Origin of the sequence: Roseovarius litoreus (assembly GCF_900142765.1) — a bacterium.
Taxonomy (GTDB): domain Bacteria; phylum Pseudomonadota; class Alphaproteobacteria; order Rhodobacterales; family Rhodobacteraceae; genus Roseovarius; species Roseovarius litoreus.
Window position 1 is genome coordinate 329,724 of sequence record NZ_FRCB01000004.1, and the last position, 23,119, is coordinate 352,842.

A 23,119-nucleotide genomic window follows, 5' to 3' on the forward strand; every position below is an offset into this window, starting at 1 on the left:
CCGTTCTTTGCCGGTCGCGCCCTTTATGGGCCTGAACGCGCGGGCGCTGCAAGTGGGGTGGTTGCCCTTGCGCGCGCTTGGCATTAATTTCGATCGTAGGGAGACGTCGCCGATGTCAGACAAACGCCTGTCGTTCAAGGAAATGTGCGCGATGTTCGATGTAACGCCGCGCACGCTTCGCTATTACGAATATATCGAGCTGATCTTTCCCGAACGAGACGGGCGGTCACGCTTCTATGGCCCCCGCGAGGTGGCCCGGATGACTCTCATCCTGCGCGGCCGCAAATTCGGCTTCGCGCTCGAGGAAATTCGGCAATGGCTGCTGATCTACGAGCATGAGGGCACCGAGGCGCAGATGCGCGCCTGGGTCGAGCTGGCCGATCGGCAACTGGCCGAACTGGCCGAGCAGAAGGCCCAGCTGGACGACACGATGAACGAATTGCGCGCGCTGCGCGACGAGACCAAGGCGAGCCTCATCTGATCCGGTCTGATCCGGTCCGATATGCCGAGGTTACCGACAGTCCATGGGCGCAAGGCGGCGGCTGCACCGCAAGGAAATTACACTGGGCGCAGCATTACCTTGCATGATCTTACGTCAACTTGAAAGTGACGTGACGTAGTTCTTACGTCACCTTTATGAGCTGTTGTAACGATAGCCGTGACGGTCCAATTCGTCGGAAGACACAAAATTTGGACATTCAGGATGATGACCGAACAGACAATGACAATCCGGCAGATGTGCGACGCGTTCGACGTCACACCCCGCACCTTGAGGTTTTACGAGGCCAAGGAGCTGTTGTTTCCCCGCCGCGAGGGGCAAAAGCGGCTGTTCACCAAGCGTGACCGCGCCCGGCTCAAGCTGATCCTGCGCGGCAAGCGCTTCGGCTTCCAGCTCGAGGAGATCCGGCAGCTTCTGGATCTTTACGACAAGGGCGACCAGCAGCTGACACAGCTGACCCGGTCCTACGAGATCGCGCAGGAGCGGCTGGTGGAGCTGGAGCGCCAGCGCGACGAGCTGACCGCCGCGATCGACGACCTGCAGGACCAGATGCGGTGGGGCGAGAAAATGATCGCCTCGATACGCCAATCGAAAAACGCCGCCGAGTAACGCGGCCCCGATACCAAAGTGCCAAGGGAGAGAGCCATGCCCACCTACACCCCGCCCACCAAGGACATGCAGTTCATCCTGCACGATGTGCTCGAAGTCTCGGCCATGCAGGTGCCCGGCTATGACGAGCTGGACCGCGATTTCACTGCCGCCGTGCTGGAAGAGGCGGGCAAGATCGCCTCGGACGTGCTGGCGCCGCTGAACGTGGTGGGCGACCGGCAGGGATGCACGCTGGAGAATGGCGTGGTGCGCACGCCTGACGGGTTCAAGGAGGCCTTCGACACGCTGCGCGAGGGTGGCTGGACCGCGCTCGATTGCGACCCAGAGTATGGCGGACAGGGGCTGCCCTATCTGATCTCGACGGCGGTGGGCGAGATGTTTTCTTCGGCCAACATGGCGTTCAACATGTATCCCGGCCTGACCCATGGCGCCTACAATACGATCCAAGCCCATGGCAGCGAGGCGCAGAAGCGCACATATCTGCCCAAGATGGTCACCTGCGAATGGGGCGGCACGATGAACCTGACCGAGCCGCATTGCGGCACCGATCTGGGGCTGATCCGCACGAAGGCCGAACCTGCGGAGGATGGCACCTACAGGATCAGCGGGCAGAAGATCTGGATCTCGGCGGGCGAGCACGACATGTGCGAGAACATCATCCATCTGGTGCTGGCCAAGCTGCCGGATGCGCCCGAGGGGACCAAGGGCATTTCCCTGTTCATCGTGCCGAAATTCCTGGTGAACGAGGATGGCAGCCTTGGCGCGCGCAACGCGCTGTCCTGCGGCGGTCTGGAACAGAAGATGGGCATTCACGGCAATGCCACCTGCGTGATGAATTACGACGGCGCCACAGGCTTTCTGGTGGGCGAGCCGCACAAGGGCATGCGCGCGATGTTCACCATGATGAACGAGGCGCGGCTTGGCGTGGGGCTGCAAGGCTATGCCCAGGGCGAGGTCGCTTATCAGAACGCGCTCGGCTTTGCGCTGGACCGTCTGCAGGGGCGCGACGTAACCGGCACGCAGGCGCCCGACAAGCCCGCCGATCCGATCATCGTGCACCCGGATGTGCGGCGCAACCTGATGGATCAGAAAGCCTTTGTCGAAGGCGCGCGGGCCTTCACATTCTGGGGGGCGTCACTGCTGGATGCAGGCCACCGTGCAGGCGATGCGCAAGCCGAGCAGATGGTGTCGCTGATGACACCGGTGATCAAGGGCTTCCTGACCGACAAGGGCTTCGAGACGACGGTTCTGGCGCAGCAGACGCTTGGCGGATCGGGCTTCACCCGCGAATGGGGGCTGGAGCAATTCGTGCGCGATGCAAGGATCACCATGATCTATGAGGGCACCAACGGCATCCAGGCGCTGGACCTGGTCGGCCGCAAGCTGGCGCAGAACGGCGGCAAGGCGATCATGGCCTTCTTCGAGATGATCAAGGGCTACATCAAGGAGAATTCAGGCCAGGATCCCGCCTTCGACGCGCAGTTCCTCGACCCGCTGAAGGCCGCCAGCAAGGACCTGCAGGCGGCGGGCATGTATTTCATGCAAAACGGCATGAAAAATCCGAACAATGCCCTGTCGGGCAGCTATGATTTCATGCATCTCTTCGGCCATGTCTGCCTTGGGCTGATGTGGGCGCGGATGGCACGCGCCGCCCGAAAGGCCCTTGACAGCGGGACGACAGATACCGCCTTCCACGAGGCAAAGATCGCTACGGGGCGGCACTACATGACGCGGCACCTGCCGATGACCGCCACACATCTGGCCCGCATCGAGGCCGGCGGCGACACGGTGATGGCGCTGGCGCCGGAACAATTCGCAAGCGCCGCCGGCTGAGACCGGGCCGCGTCGCGCGACAGGAGGAGAGCCATGCCGAAACGCTTCCGGCTGACACGCCGCTTCAATGCGGCGATGACCGAGGATGGCTATCGCCGCCTGCGCCGCTTCGCGTCCGAGGCCGGGCTGGACGAGGGCGAGGCGCTGTCGTTTCTGTTCGAGAATTTCGACAGCGTGATCGACGAGGACAGTTTCACCCATCGTCTGCGCCTGTTCAATTCCGAGCTTGACGCGCGCAAACGCTGAAGGGAGATGCCCCAATGCCAGACCAGAGCGCGCATCTCGAGGGCGTTCTCATCTCTCGAACGCATCCGCCGGTGGCGAATGACAGATGCCTCCGGCGGGAGTATTTCGGGAACGATGAAAGCGCAGGGGCTTCGGCCCTTGGCTCGGGTCCGCGGCGCGCTTTCGGTCCTGGGGTGAGGCCTGATGTCGAGATGCCCCTTTCATCGTTCGAAAAATACTCTGCGGGGGTGTGGGGGTGCAAAACCCCCACCGCGCCGACAGCCAAAGGAAAGACGGCATGACCATTCGGCTTTACTGTTTCGGAGAAAGCGGCAACGCCTACAAGGCGGCGCTGGCGCTGGAGTTGGCGGGACTCGACTGGGAACCGGTATACGTGGATTTTTTCGGCGGCGAGACCCGGGGCGAGGCGTTTCGCAAGCTCAATCCGATGGGCGAGGTGCCGGTGCTTGTGGAGGATGGCGTGACCTTGACGCAATCTGGGGTCATGCAGATGTATGTCACGGAAAAGACGGGCCGGTTCGGAGGTGCCACCCCTGAGGAGGCGCGCGAGGTGATGCGCTGGATGTTCTGGGACAATCACAAGCTCAGCAGTCAGGCGGGGATGACGCGCTTCTTGATGAATTTTCTGCCCGAAGCCAAGCGCCCCGAAGGGGTTATCCCGTTTTTGCAGGGCCGGCTCAAAGCCGCCTACGGGGTGCTCGATGCGCATCTGGAAGGGCGCGACTGGATCGTGGGCCATGGCCTGAGCCATGCCGATCTGTGTTGCTGCGGATATCTGTTCTATCCCGAGCCGTTCGGCTTTGAGCGCGCGGACTGGCCCAATATCGACCGCTGGCTTTCCAATGTCGAAGCTCTGCCCGGTTGGAAACACCCCTATGACCTGATGCCCGGCTCGCCGGCTGATCGGGCCTGATTCAAGGAGACCATCATGATCGACGCCTATATCTACGACACGGTGCGCACGCCACGGGGCAAGGGCCGCAAGGATGGCGCGCTGCACGAGGTGACCAGCGTGCGCCTCTCGGCGCTGGTTCTGAACGCGCTGAAGGACCGTAACGGGCTGGAGGGCCATGCCGTGGAGGACGTGATCTGGGGCAATGTCACCCAGGTCAAGGAGCAGGGCGGCTGCCTTGCGCGCACCGCCGTTCTGGCCTCGGATCTGGACGAGGCGATCCCGGGGCTGGCGATCAACCGGTTCTGCGCCTCGGGCATGGAGGCGGTGAACCTTGCCGCCAACCAGGTCAGGGGCGGCGCGGGCGAGGCCTATATCGCGGGCGGCGTCGAGATGATGGGTCGCGTGGCCATGGGCAGCGATGGCGCGGCCATCGCGGTCGACCCCAGCGTGGCGATGGACAGCTATTTCGTCCCGCAGGGTATCAGCGCCGATATCATCGCCACGGAATATGGCTTCACCCGAGATCAGGCGGATGCCCTGGCGGTGGAAAGCCAGAACCGCGCCGCGGCCGCCTGGGCCGACGGGCGGTTCGCGCGCTCGATCCTCGAGGTGAAGGACCAGAACGGGCTCACGATCCTTGATCGGGACGAGTACATGCGGCCCGGCACCGACATGCAGGCGCTTGGGGCGCTCAAGCCCAGCTTCAAGGAGATGGGCGAGGGCATGCCGGGGTTCGACGCCGTAGCCAAGCTGAAATACCCGCATCTCGAGCGGATCGAGCATATCCACCATGCCGGCAATTCTTCGGGCATCGTTGATGGTGCGGCAGGCGTTCTGGTGGGCTCGAAAGCGTTTGGCGAAAAATGGGGCCTCAAGCCGCGCGCCCGCATCCGCCAGACCACCAAGATCGGCACCGATCCGACGATCATGCTGACGGGTCCGGTGCCGGCCACCGAAAAGGCGCTGCGCGACAGCGGCATGACGATCGGGGATATCGACCTTTTCGAGGTGAACGAGGCGTTTGCCTCGGTCGTGCTGCGCTTCATGCAGGCCTTCGATGTGGACCCGGATGTGGTCAATGTGAATGGCGGCTCGATCGCGATGGGCCATCCGCTTGGCGCGACCGGGGCGATCATCATCGGCACGCTGCTGGACGAGCTGGAGCGCAGCGACCGAGAAGTGGGGCTTGCCACGTTGTGCATCGCATCCGGCATGGGTGCGGCGACGATCATCGAACGCGTCTGAGCGACCGACAGGAGACTGACAGATGACTGATTTCACGATGGAAAAAGGCGCCGATGGCGTTGCCGTGATCACCTGGGACGTGCCCGGAAAATCGATGAACGTGATGTCGATGGAGGCCTGGCCGCTGCTGGAGCAGCTGATCGACGATGCGCTGGCGGATGAGGCGGTCAAGGGGATCGTCCTGACCTCGGGCAAGGAGGGATCCTTTGCCGGGGGCATGGACCTCAACGTGATCGCCAAGATGAAGGACATGGCGGGCGATGATCCGGCCAAGGGTCTGTTCGAAGGGCTGATGGGGATGCACGCCATCCTGCGCAAGATCGAGCGCGCCGGCATGGACGAGCGCAACAAGGGCGGCAAGCCCATTGCCGCGGCGCTCCCCGGCACGGCGCTTGGCATCGGGCTGGAGATTCCGCTGGCCTGCCACCGGATCTTTGCCGCCGACAATCCCAAGGCCAAGATCGGCCTGCCCGAGATCATGGTGGGCATCTTCCCAGGGGCCGGCGGTACGACGCGGCTGGTGCGCAAGATGGGTGCCATGGCCGCAGCCCCGCTGTTGCTGGAGGGCAAGCTCAACGAGCCGAAAAAGGCCAAGTCGGCCGGTGTGATCGACGAGGTCGTGCCAGCGGAGGAATTGCTGGAGCGCGCCAAGGCCTGGGTGCTGGAGGCGACCGACAAGGACATCGTCAAGCCATGGGACGAGAAGGGCTACAAGATGCCCGGCGGCGAGCCCTATCATCCGGCAGGTTTCATGACCTTCGTGGGTGCGAGCGCCATGGTCAACGGCAAGACTCAAGGCGCCTTTCCCGCTGCCAAGGCGCTGCTGAGCGCGGTCTATGAGGGTGCGCTGGTGCCCTTTGACACGGCGCTGAAGATCGAGGCGCGCTGGTTCACCCATGTGCTGATGGATCCATCCTCGGGCGCGATGATCCGCTCGCTCTTCATCAACAAAGAGGCGCTGGAGAAAGGCGCCAACCGACCCGATGTGGCGGACCAGAAGGTGACGAAGCTGGGCGTCATGGGCGCAGGCATGATGGGCGCGGGCATCGCATTGGTATCCGCACAGGCGGGCATCGAGGTGGTCCTGATCGATCAGGAGCAGGCGGCCGCGGATCGCGGCAAGGCCTATGCTGCCGACTACATGGACATGGGCATCAAGCGCGGCAAGGCCACCGAGGACAAGAAGACCGCCCTGCTCGAGCGGATCACCGCCACCACGGATTACAGCGCACTGAAGGGGTGTGACCTGGTGATCGAAGCCGTGTTCGAAGATCCCGGCATCAAGGCCGAGGTCACCCGAAAGGTGCTGGAGGTGGTGGGCGACGACTGCATCTTTGCCACCAACACCTCGACCTTGCCGATCTCGGAGCTGGCCCGTGCCAGTGACCGGCCCGAGCAGTTCATCGGGATCCACTTCTTCTCGCCGGTCGAGAAGATGTATCTGGTCGAAATCATCAAGGGCGCGAAAACCGGCGAGCGGGCCGTGGCCAAGGCGCTGGATTATGTCCGACAGATCCGCAAGACGCCCATCGTGGTCAATGATGCGCGGTTCTTCTACGCCAACCGCTGCATCATTCCCTATATCAACGAGGGCATCCGCATGGTGGCCGAAGGCGTGGCGCCTGCGCTCATCGACAATGCGGCGCGGCAGCTTGGCTTCCCGGTGGGGCCGCTGCAACTGGTGGACGAGACCTCGATCGACCTTGGCGCCAAAATCGCCCGCGCGACAAAGGCCGCGATGGGCGATGCCTATCCCGATGCGGCGGTCGATGAGGTGATCTTCTGGATGGAGAGCGAGGGCCGTCTGGGGCGCAAGGCCAATGCCGGGTTCTTCGACTATGACGACAAGGGCAAGCGGCAGGGCTATTGGCCGGGACTGGCGGCGCAATATCCGCTGGCCGAAGAGCAGCCCGATCTCACCACCGTGCAGCACCGTCTGATGTTCGCTCAGGTGCTTGAAGCGGTCCGTGCGCTGGAAGACGGCGTGCTGGAAGATATCCGTGAAGGCGATGTGGGGGCGATCCTTGGCTGGGGCTTTGCGCCTTGGTCGGGCGGGCCATTCAGCTGGCTCGACATCATCGGCACGCCTTATGCCGCTGAGCGCTGCGACGCGCTGGAAGCGGCGCATGGCCCGCGTTTTGCCTGTCCTGCGCTGCTGCGCGAGATGGCCGATAAAAACCAGAGCTTCTACAAGCGGTTCGACAGCGGGGCAAAGGCGGCCTGACACCTAGCCCCAGCCCCCCTACCCGATCCCCCTGCGCGCATTGATGAAAGGCGCGCAGGGGCACTGGCCGGGGTCAGAACGCGTAGCCGAACCGCGCGATGTCCTCCGAGCAAAGACGCGCCAGCGTTTCGGCGTCTGCGTCGCTATATGCCTCCCGGTAATCGGCTGTGCGGTCCGAACGGTTCTCGTGCGGCAGGTCAAGCCGGAAGCCCAGATGCGCCCAGAGAGGGGCCGTATCCTCGTCCAGATGTTCCAGGCGGATAAAAGCGCGACAGTGTTCCCTGCCATCGGCGCCGCGCATGTAGCTGCCATAGGGCGCCGCACGCAGCGAGGCAGCGGTATGCGGGTGGTTCAGGAACGCGCTGAAATCAAGCTTTTTTGCAAGGGTCACCGCGGGATGATCGAAGCTTTGCCGGCGCAGCCATGTGTAATAGCTTACCATCCGGTCCCAGGGGTTGCGCACCATGGTGAAGGTGAAGGCGACCGCAATCTGCTCAGGCGCAACAAGGCCAACGATATCCGACAGTGTCGAATGTTTCCAAAGCCGCCCCGCCGCCTGCGCCCCGTCAATCCGGCGGCGGCGCTTGCGCGCCTTTGGGGTATCGCCGATCAGGATGTCATCGGCCATGGCCCGCCCCTCGAGCGCCAGCGCCATCGAGGTGCCGCCCGTTTTGGGGATATGCACGAAGATGTAGTTGCGCCCGCCCGAGATGATCATGCCCAAGGCTAGGCCCGGCGCGGTCCGCGCACAATAGCCTTGGCGACGGGCATGCAATTGTCTGACATTTGAAATTGATTGCGGCGGCAAAAGCAATATCCTCCGCTGAACGCGGTGGACGGGGAATCAGGGAGGATCGCTATGGGCTGGATGGCGGATGAGACCGGGCTGGATAAATGCGCGGCCAATTTCGTGGCACTGACGCCGCTGTCGCATCTGCAACGCGCGGCCCGGCTGTTTCCCGATCACGAGGCGGTCGTCTATCGCGGATTTCGCAAGACCTATGCCGAGTATCACGACCGCTGCACGTGGCTGGCCTCGGCGCTGGTCAAGCTGGGGGTGACGCCCGGCGATGTGGTGGCCACGCTGCTGCCCAACCTGCCCGCCCATGCCGAGGCACATTTCGGCGTGCCGGCCTGTGGCGCGGTGCTGAACACGATCAATACGCGGCTCGAGGCGGACACCATCGCCTATATCCTCGATCATGGCGGGGCAAAGGTGCTGCTGGTCGATCCGCAATTTCTGCCGGTCGCGGCCGAAGCGATCGACATGATGGATGGCCCGGCCCCCACCGTGATCGAGGTTGCCGACGATCAGGCCGGAGCGCATGCGCATGGGCACTACATGGAATACGAAGAGCTTCTGGCGAGCGGCGACCCGGCGTTTGAGTGGATCATGCCCGAGGATGAATGGGAAAGCCTTGCGCTGAACTATACATCGGGCACCACGGGGCGGCCCAAGGGCGTGGTCTGTCACCATCGCGGAGCGTATCTCATGACCATGGGAACCGCGATCAGCTGGCCGATGCCGCGCCATGCGCGTTACCTGACGATTGTGCCGCTGTTTCATTGCAACAACTGGAACCACACCTGGATGATGCCGATGGTCGGCGGCACGATCATCTGCTGTCGCGACATCACCGCCAGCGCGATCTATGACGCGATCGCCGACGAGGGCGTCACCCATTTCGGCGCGGCGCCCATCGTGCTCAATACCATCGTCAACGCCAAGCCCGAGGACCGCCGCGACTTCGATCACGTGGTCGAGGTGTTCACCGCGGGCGCCCCACCGCCCGCCGCAACCCTGCGCGCGATCGAGCCATTGGGCTTTCAGGTGACGCAGGTCTACGGACTGACCGAAACCTATGGTCACGTCACCGAGTGTCTCTGGCAGACCCGGTGGGACGGGTTGGCCGATGACGACCGCTATGCGATCAAGGCCCGCACCGGGGTCTTGATGCCGATGATGGAGGACATCACGGCGATGGATCCCGAGACCATGACCCAGATCCCGATGGACGGCACCACGCAGGGCGAGATCATGATCCGCGGCAATGCGGTGATGAAGGGCTATCTGAAGAATCCGAAAGCCACGGAAGAGGCGTTCCGGGGCGGTTATTTCCATTCGGGCGATATCGCGGTCCAGCATCCCGACGGCTATCTCCAGATCGCCGACCGGGCAAAGGACATCATCATCTCGGGCGGCGAGAATATCAGCTCGGTCGAGGTGGAGGGCGTGTTGATGATGCATCCGGCGGTTCTGCTCTGCGCTGTGGTCGCCAAGCCCGATGAGAAATGGGGAGAGGTGCCCTGCGCCTTTGTCGAGGTCAAGGACGGCGCCGACACAACGGAGGCCGAGTTGATCGCCTTTGCCCGCCACAGGTTGGCGGGGTTCAAGACGCCCAAGCGCGTGGAGTTCCGCGAGTTGCCCAAGACATCGACCGGGAAAATCCAGAAATTCGAGCTGCGCAAGCTGGCCCGAGAGCTTTGAGCGAGCCGCGCCGGTCTGCGCGCTTGGCGATGGACGGGGCGCGCAGGCACATGCTATCGTAGCTCGACAAGAGGCAGAGCAGGCCCACGACACCAGCATGACCGCACTGAGCGAATACCAGAGGCTTGAAGCATCGGGCCTGTGGCGCGCCTCACCAGAGGATCAGCGCAGTGATGTCATCGTGTCGATCGGAGAGTCGAGCCTGGTCATCTGCAACATCCGCGAAAAACCTTTGGCGCATTGGTCTCTGGCGGCGATTCAGCGGGCCAATCCGGGACGGATGCCCGCCATCTATCATCCTGACGGAGACCCCGGCGAGACGCTGGAACTGGCCGAAGACGAAAAAGCGATGATCGAGGCGATCGAAAAGCTCCGCGCCGCGGTCGAGCGCCGCCGCCCGCATCCGGGCCGGTTGCGTCTGGTGATGTTGGGCGCGTCGTTTCTGGCGGTGGTGGCGCTGGCGGTGTTCTGGCTGCCGGGGGCGGCACGGCATCACGCGCTGACGGTGGTGCCCGATGTAAAGCGCGCCGAGATTGGCGGCGATCTGATGGGACAACTTCAGCGGATCACCGGCCCGGCCTGCCGCAGCACCGAAGGGCGCACGGCGCTCAACCGTCTGGCGCGGCGGCTGCCTGCGCCGCGCGGTCCGGGGCGGCTCGACGTGGTGCGCAGCGGCGTCAGGACGACGATCAATTTGCCGGGCGGCACGATCCTCATCAATCGCACCCTGGTCGAAGATCACGAGGAGCCTGACGTGGTTGCGGGCTATATCGTGGCGGAGCGGCTGCGCGCGCAACTGACCGATCCGCTGGACGATCTGCTGAGCCATGCAGGGTTCCGGGCCACGTTCCGGCTGCTGACCACAGGACAGATCGATCCCGCCTCGCTCGAGACCTATGCGCAGCACCTTCTGAAGAGCCCGCGCCCACAACCCGAGACTGACAGTCTGATCGAAGCGTTCGGGGCCTGGCGCGTGCGGTCGACGCCCTATGCCTATGCGCTTGATATCTCGGGCGAGTCGACGCTGCCTTTGATCGAGGCCGACCCCTTTGCCGGTGACGCGCCCGAGCCGCTGCTCAGCGACGCGGACTGGCTGAGACTGCAGGGCATCTGCGGCGGCTGAGGCACGCCCTGCGGCCGGATTTGCCATTTGCATCGCGGGTCGCTTGGCCTAAACCTTGGCCGGGATATGGTGCGAAGGCGTGAGGACCGGACATGACACAGACGATGATCGGGGTGATCGGGGGATCGGGCCTCTATGAGATAGACGGGCTGGAAGGCGCGGAATGGACCACCGTCGACAGCCCGTGGGGCGCGCCGTCGGATGCGATCTTGACCGGCCGGCTGGACGGGGTGGCGATGGCCTTTCTGCCGCGCCATGGACGGGGCCATGTGCATTCGCCCACCACGGTGCCCTACCGCGCCAATATCGATGCGCTCAAGCGGCTCGGCGTGACCGACGTGATCGCGGTCAGTGCCAGCGGATCGTTTCGCGAAGAGATGGCGCCGGGCGATTTCGTCGTCGTGGATCAGTTCATCGACCGCACCTTCGCGCGCGAGAAAAGCTTTTTCGGCACCGGCTGCGTGGGCCATGTCAGCGTGGCGCATCCCACCTGTCCCCGGCTTGGCGCGGCCTGCATCACGGCGGCGCGCGATGCGGGCATCACCGTCCATGAGGGTGGCACCTATCTGGCGATGGAAGGCCCGCAATTCAGCACGCTGGCAGAATCGCGGATGTATCGCGAGGTCTGGGGCGCGGATGTGATCGGCATGACCAACATGCCCGAAGCCAAGCTCGCCCGTGAAGCCGAGCTGTGCTATGCCTCGGTTGCGATGATCACGGATTATGACAGCTGGCATCCCGATCACGGTGAAGTCGACGTGACGCAGATCATCGCCACATTGCTTGGCAATGCCGACAAGGGCCGCGACATGGTGCGCCGCCTGCCCGCCCTGCTGGGGGCCGAGCGGGCGCCCTGCCCGCATGGCTGCGACCGGGCGCTCGAGAATGCGATCCTGACCGCACCCGGCGCACGCGACCCCGAGTTGCTTGCACGGCTGGATGCGGTCGCAGGCCGCGTGCTGTGAGCAACGCGGCGCCACGCGGTCATGAGCGCATGAGGGGACCCCGATGAAGCGCGATCTCATCCTGAAATATGCCAAGACCTCGGGCAAGGGGATCGAGGTTGCCCCCTATTTCAACCCCATCCTGACCAAGCGCGAGGGGCATGATCTTCTGATCATGGACGTGTTCGACACCGAAACGCTGCGGGACCGGGTCCGCGACGATCCGCTGATCGACAGCGCGCGTGCCGCCGAGATCGAAGAGGTGGATCTGGTGGGCGACGCCTCACGCCTCGGCGAGGTGATTGCAAAGGCGGGGTTGCAGGGGAGCCTCGATTATATCGTCTCGTCCCATAATTTCGAGCATTTGCCCAACCCCATCCTGTTTCTGCGCGGCGCCGGTGAGGCGCTGGCACCGGGCGGCGTTCTGAGCATGGCAGTCCCCGATTGCCGCGCCAGTTTCGATCATTTCCGGATGCCTACAAGGCTGTCGGACTGGTTGGCCGCCTATCACGAGGACCGGCGCCAACCCAGCCCCGAAACCGTGATGGACAGCGCCGCGAACCAATCGGCCTATATGCGCGACGGCAAGGCGACGCCCGGCTGCAATCTGGCCTATGATGATCCGTCAGGATTCGAGCCGGATCGGAACCTTGCGCAGGCCTATGCGGATTATGTCGCCTCAAGGGAGGCGCCCGGAGACTATCGCGACACGCATTGCAACGTTTTCTTCCCCGAAAGCCTTGAGTTGATGCTGCGCGATCTGCGCTATCTGGGGCTGATCGAGCTGGACGTGATCGAGGTCAGCCAGACCCGAGGGCTGGAATTCTTCGTGCATCTGCGCAAGCCCGATACGCCGCAGGATATCCCCGACGAGACGTTCTATGCGCAGCGCAAGGCACTCCTGACCGCCATGTCGCGCGGGCTTGGCGCCGCAGGGTTCGGGCTGGGGCCGGTGGCTGGGCTGCGGCGCGCGATCACCGGGCGGCTGAACAATTGGCGCATCCGCCTCAAGCATCGGCGCAGGGCCCGCAAGACCCCCTGAGCCGGACCAGTGGCGGGACAGCGTACTTGCATGGCCGGGCCGCTTGGGCCAAACACCTCAACGAGACTTTCTGCTCTAGAGGCCAACCAATGCCCGTGACCCGCACCGTCAAGGATTACATCCGCACCATCGTCGATTTCCCCCATGAGGGGATCATGTTCCGCGATGTGACCACGCTTTTTGCCGATCCGCGCGGGTTTCGCATGGCGATCGACCAGATGCTGCATCCTTATGCCGGTCTGCGGATCGACAAGGTGGTGGGGCTGGAGGCGCGCGGTTTCATTCTGGGCGGCGCGATCGCGCATCAACTGTCGCTTGGCTTCGTTCCGATCCGCAAGAAGGGAAAACTGCCCGGCGCGGTGATCTCGGAGGAGTATCAGCTGGAATACGGCGAGGCGATCGTCGAAATCCACGACGATGCGATCCAGCCCGGTGAAAAGGTGCTGCTGGTCGACGACCTTCTGGCCACGGGTGGCACCGCCGAGGCGGGCATCAAGCTGGTGGAACGGCTGGGCGGCGAGATCATGGGCTGCGCCTTCGTGATCGACCTCCCCGAGCTTGGAGGGCGCGCACGGCTGGAGAAGATGGGCATGGATGTGCACGCGCTTTGCGCGTTCGAGGGCGCCTGAGCCATCGTCCCGAGGGCTGATGCCAAACCGACCAAAGGCGCGGATCGGCAGGCGGGTCACACGCCGTAATAGTCGCGGTACCAAGCCACGAAGCGCGCGATCCCGTCGCGCATGTCGGTTTGCGGCTTGTAGCCGGTGAGGCGCTGCAGCAAGGACGCATCCGCCCAGGTGGCCGGCACATCGCCTTTCTGCATCTCCATCAGGTTGCGCTTCGCCTTGACGCCAAGCGCATCCTCGATCGCCTCGACGAAATCCAGCAACCGAACGCTGGTCGAGTTGCCGATATTGACCACCCGCCAAGGCGCCACCGGCGACAGGCTGTCGCCTTCGGCGATATCGGCGGGCGTTGCGGGGCGCTCGGGCGCCGCGTCGATCAGCAGTCGGATCGCGCGCACCAGATCGTCGACATAGGTGAAGTCGCGGTACATGTCGCCGTGATTGTAGATGTCGATCGGCCGGCCATTGAGGATCGCGTCGGTGAACTTGAAATAGGCCATGTCGGGCCGTCCCCAAGGACCATAGACCGTGAAGAAGCGGAACATCGTGGTCGGCACACCCCACAGATGTGCATAGGCATGCGCCATCGCTTCGCTCGCCTTCTTGGTCGCGGCATAGATGGTCATCTGGGTGTCGGCCTTCATCGTCTCGGCATAGGGCATCTGCGTCTCGGCGCCATAGACCGAGCTGGTCGAGGCCATCAGAAGGTGGCGCACCTCATGGCGGCGCGCGGCCTCCATAACGTTGAAACTGCCGATCACATTGGCATCCAGATAGGCGCGCGGGTTTTCAAGGCTATAGCGCACCCCGGCCTGAGCGGCCAGATGCACGATCACGTCCGGCGCACAGGCATCCACGGCACGATCCAGCGCGGCGGTGTCTTCCAGCATCGCTTGCGTGGCGGTGAAACCGGGTTTGCCTGACAGGATCGCATGGCGGCGCTGCTTGAGAGTGACGTCGTAATAATCCGTCATCCCGTCGAAGCCATGCACCTCGATCCCTTCATCGAGCAACAGGGCGGCGAGGTGAAAACCTATGAAACCCGCCGTGCCGGTGATGAAAACCCGTGTCATGCCGCTTGCCCCCAGCTGTCATTGCCCGATGATCCCCCGAGCGATAACGGCTGGCGCGCCACGGCACAAGCCGCATGCGCCACCGGCACGCGGCCTATGGCCTTTGTCCGCGATCTCGACCAGACTGCGCGGCGCAGATGACGGCAAGACCAAGAGCACGATCAAGACAAGGACAATGACCTTTTCCTCCCGACATCATGTGGTGATCGGTGACGGCGCCAGCGCCGCCGCATTCGCCGAGATGGCCCCGCTTGGACCCGGTGACCGGCTGACCGTGATCGGCCGCGACACCGCCAATCTGGGCCGGGGGCTTGCCTATGGCGACCATCCCGAGGACGCGCCGTGGCGCTATGCCTATCTGCTGAATTCCCCCTCGGCTGCGGTGCTCCCTGCTTTTTCGGAAGAACTCGAAGCGCGATGGTCCGACGTGGCCGAGCGCATGGCAGGCAGAAGGCCCGACTGGCTGGGGTTCGGAGCAGATCATATCGCGGCGGGCGACTACGCTGCGCTTTTTGCGCCAAGGGCGATCTTTGGCGATTACCTGAGCAGGCTTGTGCGGGACGGGCTGGAGCGGCACCGCGCGGCCGGCGTACAGGTGACGCTCATCGACGATGAGGTCACCGGGCTCGATCACGACGGATCCGGCTTCACGGTGCGCCGCGCCAATGGCGCGCCGCTGCATGCGAGCCATGTGGATCTCGCCCCCGGCACGCCTGCGATGGATGCGTTTTGCGCCGATGCGGGGCCAGCCGCCTTTCCGATGCTCTATGGCAACGAGGCCGCCATCGCCGACCGGCTGCGCCCCGACCAGCCGGTGATCTGTGTGGGGGCCAATGCCGCGATGCTCGATGTGCTGCGGTTTCTGCAATCGGTGATGGACGAGTCCGCGATCCGCATGATCGTCATATCCGCCACCGGTCTGCGCCCCGAGCCGCTGATCTGGCACCGCCCGCGCAGACCCGCCGTGACGCCGCGGATTACCGGACCTTTCGACACTTGCGCCACTCTGATGGACGCCGTCGACGCCGAAATCGCCCGGCTGCGCCGCGACGAAGGCGCGACCATGTCCGAGCTGCGCCCCGGCTTCAAAGCCTGGCTCACACAGGAGCGGCTCTCCGCGCTGCTGCCCGACATGGCGGAGCGGCGGCGCGTCACGCATTCTCTGGAACGCCGGTTTCGCCGCGGCACGCATGACAGCATCGCCGATTACACGCGCCTGACAAAGGCAGGTCAGATCACCGATATCATCGCGCGCGCCAAGGATGTGCGCCCGTCGCCCCTAGGGGCACAGGTTCGCGTGACCAAGGCCGACGGAGATACCGAAAGCCTTGATGCGCCCGTGGTGATCAACTGTGCCGGTCCCGGCCCGCGGCTGGCCCTTGATCCGCTAAGTAAAAGCCTTGTGGCGCGCGGTTGGCTGGGCCTTGCCCCTGACGAGGCCGGCGTGACCACCGGGCCGGGGCTGCGTGCGGGGCCGGAGGGAATGCGCTATCTCGCACCCACCGTGACAGAGGTGGGCGATACCGTGGCGCCCTTTCCGCTCTTCGATCTGGGTGGGCTGCGCGAGGAGGTGGCCCGCGCCAACAGGCTGGACTGACACGAGAGGCAGAGTGACCCCGCCCGCATATGGACATGGGCGCGATTGCGCATAGGGTAGAACCATCCGACATCAGATATGGACACGCAACCTCATGCAGACCCGCCTGCGCCCCGGAGAGCAAACCGCCGAGATCCCCGATGCATCGGACGCATCGCTATATTTCATAGGGCGCATCCACACGCCCTGGACCACGCGCGACCAATGCCCCCGGCAAGGGCGCAGCGACGGACCGGAATGCCGGATCGAGATATTCGCGCCATGGGACCGCGCGCTTACCGGGATCGAGGCCTATGGGCGGCTCGAGATCCTCTATTGGTTGGATCGCTCGCGCCGCGACCTGATCCTGCAGAACCCGAAATCGGATGGTGAGCGTTATTTCGGCACCTTCGCGCTGCGCTCGCCGCAACGGCCCAACCCGATCGGCACATCGCTCGTCACACTGGAGCGGGTGGAGGGCAGCAGCCTGATCGTGCGCGGGCTTGACTGCCTTGACGGAACGCCCCTGATCGACGTGAAACCCGACCGCTGCGAGTTCACGCCCAAGGCGCCCGACAAACCCGGTGTGACCTGAGACAGGGTCAGACCCGCCTCAGAGCACCACCTGCGACGCCACACCCTGTTCACGCGCCAGCCGTACCACCGCTGCCGCCACTGCCAGATCCTGTAGCCCGACGCCGGTGCCGTCGAACATCGTGATCTCCTGATCCGAGGTCCGGCCCGGATGGGTGCCGTTGATGACCGCACCCAATTGGGTGATGTCATCCGCCGATGTCAGCCCTTCGGCCACGGCATGTTGCGCCTCACCCAAGGTGACCGATTGCGCCACTTCGTCGGTGAAGACGCGCGCGCGGGCCAGCAAACCCGCTTCGACCTCCTGCTTGCCCTTGGTGTCGGTCCCCATGCAGGCCAGATGCGTGCCGGGGCGCACATGCGCATCGAGCAGCGACGGGGCAAAAGACGAGGTGATCGTGACGATCACATCCGCCTGCGCGCCCAATTCCTCAAGGGTCACCGCCTCGAAGGGCAGGCCAAGTTCTGCAGCGGTATCCGCCAGCCGCGACAGCATCTCGGGGTGATAATTCCAGCCCACCACCTTTTCGAAGGACCGTTGCTGAACAGCCGCGCGCATCTGGAACGCCGATTGATGGCCGGCACCGATCATGCCCAGAACCTTGGCATCCTGCCGCGCCAGATACCGGATCGACACCGCGCTGGCCGCCGCCGTGCGCAAAGCCGTCAGCAGGTTCCCCCCGACAAGCGCACTCGGCCGGCCCGTATCGGCGTCGAAAAGGATCACGGTCGACTGGTGGTTGGTCAGGCCGCGCGCCTCGTTGCCGGGCCAATAGCCACCGGATTTCAGCCCAAGTGCAAGGCTCTCGCGGTCAAAACCCGACTTGAACCCATACAGCGCATCGGCATGGCCAATCGCCTCGCGGATCACCGGAAAGTTGTAGGCATCGCCGCGCGCCATGGCCGCGAATGTCGCCTCGACCGCATCAAAGGCAGCCTCGGGGGTCATGAGGCCCGCGATCTCGGCTTCGGGGACGATGGTGACGGTGTTGCCGGCTTGCGCGGCCTTGGGCGCCTGTGCGCTCAGGTCATTCATGACCTCTCCTTTCCGGGGCAAGGCCCCGCGTCATTCTGGATGTCCTGCGTCAGATCAAGGCCGGCCCCACGACGCGATTGCCGTGGGCCGACCAAAACGCGTCAATAGGCTTTGCCGCGTGCGGAAACGGGCCAGACACTTTCGACCTTGCCGCCGCGCACACCCACATACCAGTCATGCACGTTGCAGGTCGGGTCGCAATGACCCGGCACCAACTTGAGCTTGTCATTGACCTTGAGAACGCCCTTCGGGTCGGCCACCACACCATGCTCGTCTGAGCATTTGACATATTCCACGTCATCGCGCCCAAAGACGAAAGGCAGACCGCTATCGACCGACTGTGCCTTGAGACCGGCATCCACGATCGCCTTGTCGGCCTTGGCATGGCTCATGACGCTGGTCAGCAGGAACAGCGCGTTTTCCCATTCGCCCTGATCAATGCGCTTGCCGTCCTTGTCGAGGATACGGCCGTAATCGGCATCCATGAAGGCATACGATCCGCACTGAAGCTCATTGTAAACGCCTGAATTGCTTTCGAAATAGTAGCTGCCGGTGCCGCCGCCGCCGACGATGTCACACTCGATCCCGTCGGCTTTCAGCGCATCGACCGCGTCGCGCACCATCGCGATGGCGATGTCCACCTTGGCCTTGCGATCTTCATAGCTGTCCATGTGCTGCATGGCGCCCTGATAAGCCTGCAGGCCGGCAAATTTCAGCCCCGGCGCGGCGTCGATCGCCTTGGCGATGCGCACCACATCGGCGGTCTGGGTCACGCCACAGCGACCCGCGCCGCAATCGATCTCGACCAGGCACTCGATCTGCGTGCCGTGCTTTTGCGCCGCCGCAGACAGATCGGCCACGTTATCGATATCGTCCACGCAGCAGATGGTGCGCGCGCCCAGTTTGGGCATCCGCGCCAGCCGGTCGATCTTGGCCGGCTCCCGGACCTGATTGGACACCAGAACATCCTTGATGCCGCCACGGGCAAAGACTTCGGCCTCGCTCACCTTCTGGCAGCAGACACCGCAGGCGCCGCCCAGTTCCACCTGCAGCTTGGCCACATCGACCGATTTGTGCATCTTGCCATGCACCCGGTGCCGCATGCCGTGCGCCTTGGCGTAATCGCCCATCTTGCGGATGTTGCGTTCGAGCGCGTCAAGGTCCAGCACCAGACAGGGGGTCTGGATATCGGCCTCGTCCATGCCGGGCAGCGCCGGGATATCAAAGCCCACTTCAAGCTCGTGAATGTTGCTCATGTCGTTCATCTTGGTCTCTCCCTGGTGTGTTGGGAATTCAAATATCTGTTCGCTCCGGCCCGTGATGGCCCGGCCCTAGCCGCGCATCCAGGGCAGTTTGTCGAGATCGACATTGCCGCCGGTGATGATGACGCCCACGCGCTTGCCCCGGAAGATATCGGGGTTCTTGAGAATGGCCGCAAGCGGCGGTGCGCAGCTGGCCTCCATCACGATCTTCATGCGCGCCCATGTGAGTTTCATCGCGTCGATGATCTCTTGCTCGCTGGTGGTCAGGATATCGGTCACGTGGTTCGAAACGAAATGCCAGGTGTTTTCCTTCAGCGGCACCTTGAGACCGTCAGCGATGGTCTCAGGAGCGTCATCGGCGATGATATGGCCCGCCTTGAAGCTGCGATAGGCATCGTCGGCCTGCTCGGGTTCGGCGGCATAGATCGCCACCTCAGGCGCCAGCGTGCTCAGCGTCAGACAACAGCCCGACACCATGCCGCCACCGCCGATGGGCGCGATCACCGCATCCAGCCCGTCGGTCTGCTCCATCAACTCTTTCGAGCATGTCCCCTGCCCCGCGATCACCCGCGGATCGTTGTAAGGATGCACGAACTCGGCGCCGGTTTCGGCCTGCACCTGGGCAAACACTGCCTCGCGCGAGGTGGTTGACGGCTCGCATTCTGTGATGATCCCGCCATAGCCGCGCACGGCGTCCTTCTTGGCCTGCGGCGCGGTGCGCGGCATGACCACGTGACAGGGGATGCCCCGCCGCCCCGCCGCATAGCTGAGACTGAGCGCATGATTGCCGCTGGAATGGGTGGCGACACCGCGCGCGGCCATCTCATCGCTGAGACCGAAAACTGCGTTCGAGGCGCCGCGCACCTTGAACGCTCCGGCCTTCTGGAAATTCTCGCATTTGAAGAACAGCTCGGCCCCCGTGACATCGTTCAGGAACGATGAGGTCAGAACCGGCGTGCGGTGAATATAGGGCTTGATGCGCTCATGCGCGGCAAGCATATCCTCATAGGTGGGTATTTGCGTCACGGTATCTTTCATCACGCGGCCTCCTTCCTCGTGGTGGTTGCGGGATCGAGGCGATAATGGGCCTGCGCCGCCGCCACGCCCGAGCCAAGGGCGATATCCATGCCCAGATCGGCCATCACCATTTCCGCCGTGGCAATGCCGCTCAGGGCCATGACGTCGGTCATGCGGCCCAGATGACCGATGCGGAACACCTTGCCCGCAAGCTCACCCAGACCGGTGCCGAAGGCGACGCCATACCGCTCGACCGCATGGGCGACGAAACGGTTCGCATCCACACCCTCGGGCATACGGATCGCCGACACGGTGTCGGACCAAAGATCCGGGCTGTCGGCGCACAACTCCAGCCCCCAGGCATGCACCGCGCGGCGCACCCCTTCGGCAATGCGGTGGTGACGGGCAAAGACATTGTCCAGCCCTTCGTCCAGCAACATGCCCGTGGCCATCTTGAGACCGTTCAGCAACCCGACTGCAGGCGTGTAGGGATAGCCGCCCGCCGCATAACCCCGAGCCATGTCGCGGATATCGAAATAGGTGCGGTGCAGAGTGGCCCCCTCGACCGCCTGCATGGCACGCGGCGAGAAGGCGACGATGGCAAGGCCCGCAGGCAGCATGAAGCCCTTTTGCGACCCGGTCACCGCGATATCGACGCCCCAGTCGTCCATGCGGAAATCCATCGACCCGATCGAGCTGACCCCATCGACCAGCAAGAGCGCCGGATGACCGGCCGCATCCATCGCGCGCCGGATCGCGGCGATATCGGACACGACGCCGGTCGCGGTCTCGTTATGGGTAGCCAACACGGCCTTTATCCGGTGCCCCGTATCGGCGGCCAGAATCTCTTCGTAGCGGTCTGCGGGCAAGCCCGCGCCCCAACCGGCCTCGATCACCTGCACGTCCAGACCGTGACGCTGGCACAGGTCGATCCAGCGATGGCTGAACATCCCGTTGCGCGCGGCCAGAACGGCATCGCCGGCGCTCAGCGTGTTGCTGATCGCGGTCTCCCATCCGCCCGTCCCGGTGCCGGGAAAAACGAATACCTCTGCCGTTTGCGATTTCAGCACGGCTTTGACGCCGTCCAGGGCAGGGTGGAGAATAGCGGCAAAGAGCGGTGACCTATGGTCAAGCGTGGGCATGTCCACGGCTTTGCGCAATTCCTCGGGCATATTGGTCGGACCCGGAATGAAAACGGGGTTCTGAAAGCTCATGACACGGCCCTCCTCGTTGTGTCGATGTTCAACTTACAGAGCCCCCATCACAAACCCAATTTTTTTGAAAAACTTTTTCGAAGATAAGCGTTCAGGTATATTTACATGTTTTTCAATGGTTTGTATTTTTTCACTGGATGGAATTATTTTTCACATTTAGAATACCATCGGATACAACCACCGGAATCGGAGCCACGGATGGATCAGACGACACGCCGGCGCGGACGGCCAAAGGGCTTCAACAGCCCCACCTCGAAGACCACGATCCAGTCGCTTGACCGGGCATTCGACGTGCTCGATTGCCTTGCCGCGCGCGACGGTCTGACCCTGACCGACATCGCCGAAACGCTGGAGCAGTCCCCCGCCACGATCCACCGCGTGCTGGCCACGCTCGAGGCGCGGGGCATCGTCGACAGCGACACCGGCACGCAGACATGGTTCATCGGGGCGATGGCCTATCGGATCGGATCCGCCTTTCTGCGCCGTGCCGGCGTTGTTGAACGCGCCCGCGCCAGCATGCGCGAGCTGATGCAAAGTACGGGCGAAACCGCCAATCTGGGGATAGAACAGGCAGGACAGGTGATGTTCATCAGTCAGGTGGAAACCCCACAGACGATCCGGGCTTTCTTTCCACCGGGCACCGTCTCGCCGATGCATGCCTCGGGCATCGGCAAGGCGCTGCTGGCGCAATATTCCGATGATCGGATGGCGGCGTTTCTGAAGGCGCACGCGCTCACCCGCTTCACCGACAGAACCATCACCGATCCGGATGCCTTGCGCCAGGACATGGACCTGACGCGCGCCCGTGGCTGGGCCTTTGACGACGAGGAAAAAGCCGCCGGAATGCGCTGCGTCGCGGCGCCGATCTTCAACATCTTCGCAGAACCCGTGGCGGGCATATCAGTGTCGGGGCCAACCCATCGGATGGATCTGGCCCGGATCGAAGAGATCGGCACGATGGTGCGCGAAGCGGCGGCGGCCGTGTCCCGCGCCCTCGGAGCCGAGACAGGCAAGCCGTCTCAGGCCGCGGATCAGGCGGCGTCGTAGCTGGTGAAAATCTCGGTCGTGCCATCGCGGCGGATCAGGTGCACGTCATACGCCTCGCGCCGGTCTTCCGGCCCCATGCCGGGCGAGCCATAGGGCATTCCCGGCACGGCAAGCCCCACCGCGTCGGGCCGCTCGTCGAGCAACCGGCGGATGTCGGCGGCAGGCACATGGCCTTCGATCATGTAGCCCGCGATCTTGCCCGTGTGGCACGAGGCCATCTTGGGCGGAATGCCATTGTCCAGCTTGTAGCGGCTGAGCGCGGTGCCGAAACTGGTTTCGGTCGTCACCTCGAATCCCTCGGCCTGCATGATCTCGATCCAGGCGCCGCAGCATCCGCAATTTGGGTCTTTCAGAACATGGATCAACGGTCGCCCGGCGGCGGTGGCGGGCATGGCTGCGCTCAATGTCACGGCAGCACTGCCGACAAGCAGGCTACGGCGGCTCATGATCGGGTGTGTCATCGTCTTCGGCCTCCGGGTTTGCGTCGCAGATCAGCATAGACCAGCCCGCCTCCGCCTCCAACCGC

Annotated in this window: 22 protein-coding genes; 15 read left to right on the forward strand and 7 right to left on the reverse strand. The window is 63.8% G+C overall.

What is annotated here, in order from left to right:
- Nucleotides 1–112 precede the first annotated feature (112 nt).
- From F3H35_RS10165 to F3H35_RS10195, 7 genes are all read left to right on the forward strand, one after another.
- A complete protein-coding gene (locus tag F3H35_RS10165) occupies nucleotides 113–481 on the forward strand; it encodes a MerR family transcriptional regulator (RefSeq protein ID WP_149779493.1) in 369 nt (122 codons plus the stop codon).
- 225 nt (nucleotides 482–706) lie between these two features.
- Nucleotides 707–1,108, forward strand: a complete 402-nt coding sequence (locus tag F3H35_RS10170; RefSeq protein WP_149779494.1) for a MerR family transcriptional regulator — start codon at nucleotides 707–709, stop codon at nucleotides 1,106–1,108.
- Between the two features lie 36 nt (nucleotides 1,109–1,144).
- Entirely contained in the window at nucleotides 1,145–2,941 is a 1,797-nt protein-coding gene (locus F3H35_RS10175; RefSeq protein WP_149779495.1) for an acyl-CoA dehydrogenase C-terminal domain-containing protein, read from the forward strand.
- A 33-nt stretch (nucleotides 2,942–2,974) separates the two neighbouring features.
- Complete coding sequence (locus tag F3H35_RS10180) at nucleotides 2,975–3,187, forward strand: hypothetical protein (protein WP_007817319.1); 213 nt, start codon at nucleotides 2,975–2,977, stop codon at nucleotides 3,185–3,187.
- Between the two features lie 277 nt (nucleotides 3,188–3,464).
- Nucleotides 3,465–4,100 (forward strand): glutathione S-transferase family protein, encoded by a 636-nt coding sequence (locus F3H35_RS10185; RefSeq protein ID WP_149779496.1) that lies wholly within the window; start codon nucleotides 3,465–3,467, stop codon nucleotides 4,098–4,100.
- Between the two features lie 15 nt (nucleotides 4,101–4,115).
- Nucleotides 4,116–5,327, forward strand: coding sequence for an acetyl-CoA C-acetyltransferase (locus tag F3H35_RS10190; protein ID WP_149779497.1), 1,212 nt, complete (start codon nucleotides 4,116–4,118; stop codon nucleotides 5,325–5,327).
- 22 nt (nucleotides 5,328–5,349) lie between these two features.
- Nucleotides 5,350–7,551, forward strand: a complete 2,202-nt coding sequence (locus F3H35_RS10195; RefSeq protein ID WP_149779498.1) for a 3-hydroxyacyl-CoA dehydrogenase NAD-binding domain-containing protein — start codon at nucleotides 5,350–5,352, stop codon at nucleotides 7,549–7,551.
- A gap of 73 nt (nucleotides 7,552–7,624) precedes the next feature.
- Here the strand turns inward: F3H35_RS10195 and F3H35_RS10200 are convergent, their stop codons facing one another.
- The gene (locus tag F3H35_RS10200; protein ID WP_149779499.1) at nucleotides 7,625–8,269 is read right to left on the reverse strand and encodes a sulfotransferase family 2 domain-containing protein; all 645 of its coding nucleotides are present in this window, start codon (nucleotides 8,267–8,269) and stop codon (nucleotides 7,625–7,627) included.
- 141 nt (nucleotides 8,270–8,410) lie between these two features.
- Here F3H35_RS10200 and F3H35_RS10205 point away from each other — a divergent pair, with 141 nt between their 5' ends.
- The 5 genes from F3H35_RS10205 to F3H35_RS10225 all read left to right on the forward strand — a co-directional run bounded on the left by F3H35_RS10205 (nucleotide 8,411) and on the right by F3H35_RS10225 (nucleotide 13,777).
- Nucleotides 8,411–10,039: an AMP-binding protein gene (locus tag F3H35_RS10205; RefSeq protein ID WP_149779500.1), complete on the forward strand. Its 1,629-nt coding sequence runs from the start codon at nucleotides 8,411–8,413 to the stop codon at nucleotides 10,037–10,039.
- Nucleotides 10,040–10,136: 97 nt separating this feature from the next.
- Complete coding sequence (locus tag F3H35_RS10210; RefSeq protein ID WP_149779501.1) at nucleotides 10,137–11,162, forward strand: M48 family metalloprotease; 1,026 nt, start codon at nucleotides 10,137–10,139, stop codon at nucleotides 11,160–11,162.
- 92 nt (nucleotides 11,163–11,254) lie between these two features.
- Nucleotides 11,255–12,127 (forward strand): S-methyl-5'-thioadenosine phosphorylase, encoded by an 873-nt coding sequence (locus tag F3H35_RS10215; RefSeq protein ID WP_149779502.1) that lies wholly within the window; start codon nucleotides 11,255–11,257, stop codon nucleotides 12,125–12,127.
- Between the two features lie 43 nt (nucleotides 12,128–12,170).
- Nucleotides 12,171–13,148 carry a methyltransferase domain-containing protein gene (locus F3H35_RS10220; RefSeq protein WP_149779503.1) on the forward strand — a complete coding sequence of 326 codons (978 nt, stop codon included), beginning with the start codon at nucleotides 12,171–12,173 and terminating at the stop codon, nucleotides 13,146–13,148.
- A gap of 89 nt (nucleotides 13,149–13,237) precedes the next feature.
- The gene (locus F3H35_RS10225) at nucleotides 13,238–13,777 is read left to right on the forward strand and encodes an adenine phosphoribosyltransferase (RefSeq protein ID WP_149779504.1); all 540 of its coding nucleotides are present in this window, start codon (nucleotides 13,238–13,240) and stop codon (nucleotides 13,775–13,777) included.
- Between the two features lie 56 nt (nucleotides 13,778–13,833).
- Here the strand turns inward: F3H35_RS10225 and F3H35_RS10230 are convergent, their stop codons facing one another.
- Nucleotides 13,834–14,847 (reverse strand): NAD-dependent epimerase/dehydratase family protein, encoded by a 1,014-nt coding sequence (locus tag F3H35_RS10230; RefSeq protein ID WP_149779505.1) that lies wholly within the window; start codon nucleotides 14,845–14,847, stop codon nucleotides 13,834–13,836.
- Between the two features lie 175 nt (nucleotides 14,848–15,022).
- Between F3H35_RS10230 and F3H35_RS10235 the strand changes: the two genes are divergently transcribed.
- Together F3H35_RS10235 and tsaA are read left to right on the forward strand one after the other, a co-directional pair.
- Entirely contained in the window at nucleotides 15,023–16,444 is a 1,422-nt protein-coding gene (locus F3H35_RS10235; protein WP_188129942.1) for an FAD/NAD(P)-binding protein, read from the forward strand.
- 94 nt (nucleotides 16,445–16,538) lie between these two features.
- The gene (gene tsaA, locus F3H35_RS10240) at nucleotides 16,539–17,018 is read left to right on the forward strand and encodes a tRNA (N6-threonylcarbamoyladenosine(37)-N6)-methyltransferase TrmO (protein WP_007817293.1); all 480 of its coding nucleotides are present in this window, start codon (nucleotides 16,539–16,541) and stop codon (nucleotides 17,016–17,018) included.
- Nucleotides 17,019–17,036: 18 nt separating this feature from the next.
- Here tsaA and bhcD read toward each other — a convergent pair whose 3' ends face one another.
- The 4 genes from bhcD to bhcA form a co-directional block, all read right to left on the reverse strand.
- The gene (gene bhcD, locus F3H35_RS10245) at nucleotides 17,037–18,053 is read right to left on the reverse strand and encodes an iminosuccinate reductase BhcD (protein ID WP_149779507.1); all 1,017 of its coding nucleotides are present in this window, start codon (nucleotides 18,051–18,053) and stop codon (nucleotides 17,037–17,039) included.
- A gap of 101 nt (nucleotides 18,054–18,154) precedes the next feature.
- Nucleotides 18,155–19,318 (reverse strand): 3-hydroxy-D-aspartate aldolase BhcC, encoded by a 1,164-nt coding sequence (bhcC, locus tag F3H35_RS10250; RefSeq protein WP_149779508.1) that lies wholly within the window; start codon nucleotides 19,316–19,318, stop codon nucleotides 18,155–18,157.
- Between the two features lie 66 nt (nucleotides 19,319–19,384).
- Entirely contained in the window at nucleotides 19,385–20,353 is a 969-nt protein-coding gene (bhcB, locus tag F3H35_RS10255) for a beta-hydroxyaspartate dehydratase BhcB (RefSeq protein ID WP_149779509.1), read from the reverse strand.
- On the reverse strand, nucleotides 20,353–21,546 hold the full coding sequence (gene bhcA / locus F3H35_RS10260) for an L-aspartate--glyoxylate aminotransferase BhcA (protein ID WP_149779510.1): 1,194 nt from the start codon (nucleotides 21,544–21,546) through the stop codon (nucleotides 20,353–20,355). The genes bhcB and bhcA overlap by 1 nt, the downstream gene beginning before the upstream one ends.
- 198 nt (nucleotides 21,547–21,744) lie before the next feature.
- Here bhcA and bhcR point away from each other — a divergent pair, with 198 nt between their 5' ends.
- Entirely contained in the window at nucleotides 21,745–22,593 is an 849-nt protein-coding gene (gene bhcR / locus F3H35_RS10265) for an HTH-type transcriptional regulator BhcR (RefSeq protein ID WP_149779511.1), read from the forward strand.
- Here the strand turns inward: bhcR and F3H35_RS10270 are convergent.
- Nucleotides 22,578–23,054, reverse strand: a complete 477-nt coding sequence (locus F3H35_RS10270; protein WP_149779512.1) for a DUF411 domain-containing protein — start codon at nucleotides 23,052–23,054, stop codon at nucleotides 22,578–22,580. The genes bhcR and F3H35_RS10270 overlap by 16 nt on opposite strands.
- Nucleotides 23,055–23,119: the final 65 nt, after the last annotated feature.

What these genes read in the sequence shown, in the direction of transcription:
- F3H35_RS10165 (WP_149779493.1), top strand. Translation starts at nt 113, where the DNA reads ATGTCAGACAAACGCCTGTCGTTCAAGGAAATGTGCGCGATGTTCGAT.
- F3H35_RS10170 (WP_149779494.1), top strand. Translation starts at nt 707, where the DNA reads ATGACCGAACAGACAATGACAATCCGGCAGATGTGCGACGCGTTCGAC.
- F3H35_RS10175 (WP_149779495.1), top strand. Translation starts at nt 1,145, where the DNA reads ATGCCCACCTACACCCCGCCCACCAAGGACATGCAGTTCATCCTGCAC.
- F3H35_RS10180 (WP_007817319.1), top strand. Translation starts at nt 2,975, where the DNA reads ATGCCGAAACGCTTCCGGCTGACACGCCGCTTCAATGCGGCGATGACC.
- F3H35_RS10185 (WP_149779496.1), top strand. Translation starts at nt 3,465, where the DNA reads ATGACCATTCGGCTTTACTGTTTCGGAGAAAGCGGCAACGCCTACAAG.
- F3H35_RS10190 (WP_149779497.1), top strand. Translation starts at nt 4,116, where the DNA reads ATGATCGACGCCTATATCTACGACACGGTGCGCACGCCACGGGGCAAG.
- F3H35_RS10195 (WP_149779498.1), top strand. Translation starts at nt 5,350, where the DNA reads ATGACTGATTTCACGATGGAAAAAGGCGCCGATGGCGTTGCCGTGATC.
- F3H35_RS10200 (WP_149779499.1), bottom strand. Translation starts at nt 8,269, where the DNA reads ATGATCATCTCGGGCGGGCGCAACTACATCTTCGTGCATATCCCCAAA.
- F3H35_RS10205 (WP_149779500.1), top strand. Translation starts at nt 8,411, where the DNA reads ATGGGCTGGATGGCGGATGAGACCGGGCTGGATAAATGCGCGGCCAAT.
- F3H35_RS10210 (WP_149779501.1), top strand. Translation starts at nt 10,137, where the DNA reads ATGACCGCACTGAGCGAATACCAGAGGCTTGAAGCATCGGGCCTGTGG.
- F3H35_RS10215 (WP_149779502.1), top strand. Translation starts at nt 11,255, where the DNA reads ATGACACAGACGATGATCGGGGTGATCGGGGGATCGGGCCTCTATGAG.
- F3H35_RS10220 (WP_149779503.1), top strand. Translation starts at nt 12,171, where the DNA reads ATGAAGCGCGATCTCATCCTGAAATATGCCAAGACCTCGGGCAAGGGG.
- F3H35_RS10225 (WP_149779504.1), top strand. Translation starts at nt 13,238, where the DNA reads ATGCCCGTGACCCGCACCGTCAAGGATTACATCCGCACCATCGTCGAT.
- F3H35_RS10230 (WP_149779505.1), bottom strand. Translation starts at nt 14,847, where the DNA reads ATGACACGGGTTTTCATCACCGGCACGGCGGGTTTCATAGGTTTTCAC.
- F3H35_RS10235 (WP_188129942.1), top strand. Translation starts at nt 15,023, where the DNA reads ATGACCTTTTCCTCCCGACATCATGTGGTGATCGGTGACGGCGCCAGC.
- tsaA (WP_007817293.1), top strand. Translation starts at nt 16,539, where the DNA reads ATGCAGACCCGCCTGCGCCCCGGAGAGCAAACCGCCGAGATCCCCGAT.
- bhcD (WP_149779507.1), bottom strand. Translation starts at nt 18,053, where the DNA reads ATGAATGACCTGAGCGCACAGGCGCCCAAGGCCGCGCAAGCCGGCAAC.
- bhcC (WP_149779508.1), bottom strand. Translation starts at nt 19,318, where the DNA reads ATGAACGACATGAGCAACATTCACGAGCTTGAAGTGGGCTTTGATATC.
- bhcB (WP_149779509.1), bottom strand. Translation starts at nt 20,353, where the DNA reads ATGAAAGATACCGTGACGCAAATACCCACCTATGAGGATATGCTTGCC.
- bhcA (WP_149779510.1), bottom strand. Translation starts at nt 21,546, where the DNA reads ATGAGCTTTCAGAACCCCGTTTTCATTCCGGGTCCGACCAATATGCCC.
- bhcR (WP_149779511.1), top strand. Translation starts at nt 21,745, where the DNA reads ATGGATCAGACGACACGCCGGCGCGGACGGCCAAAGGGCTTCAACAGC.
- F3H35_RS10270 (WP_149779512.1), bottom strand. Translation starts at nt 23,054, where the DNA reads ATGACACACCCGATCATGAGCCGCCGTAGCCTGCTTGTCGGCAGTGCT.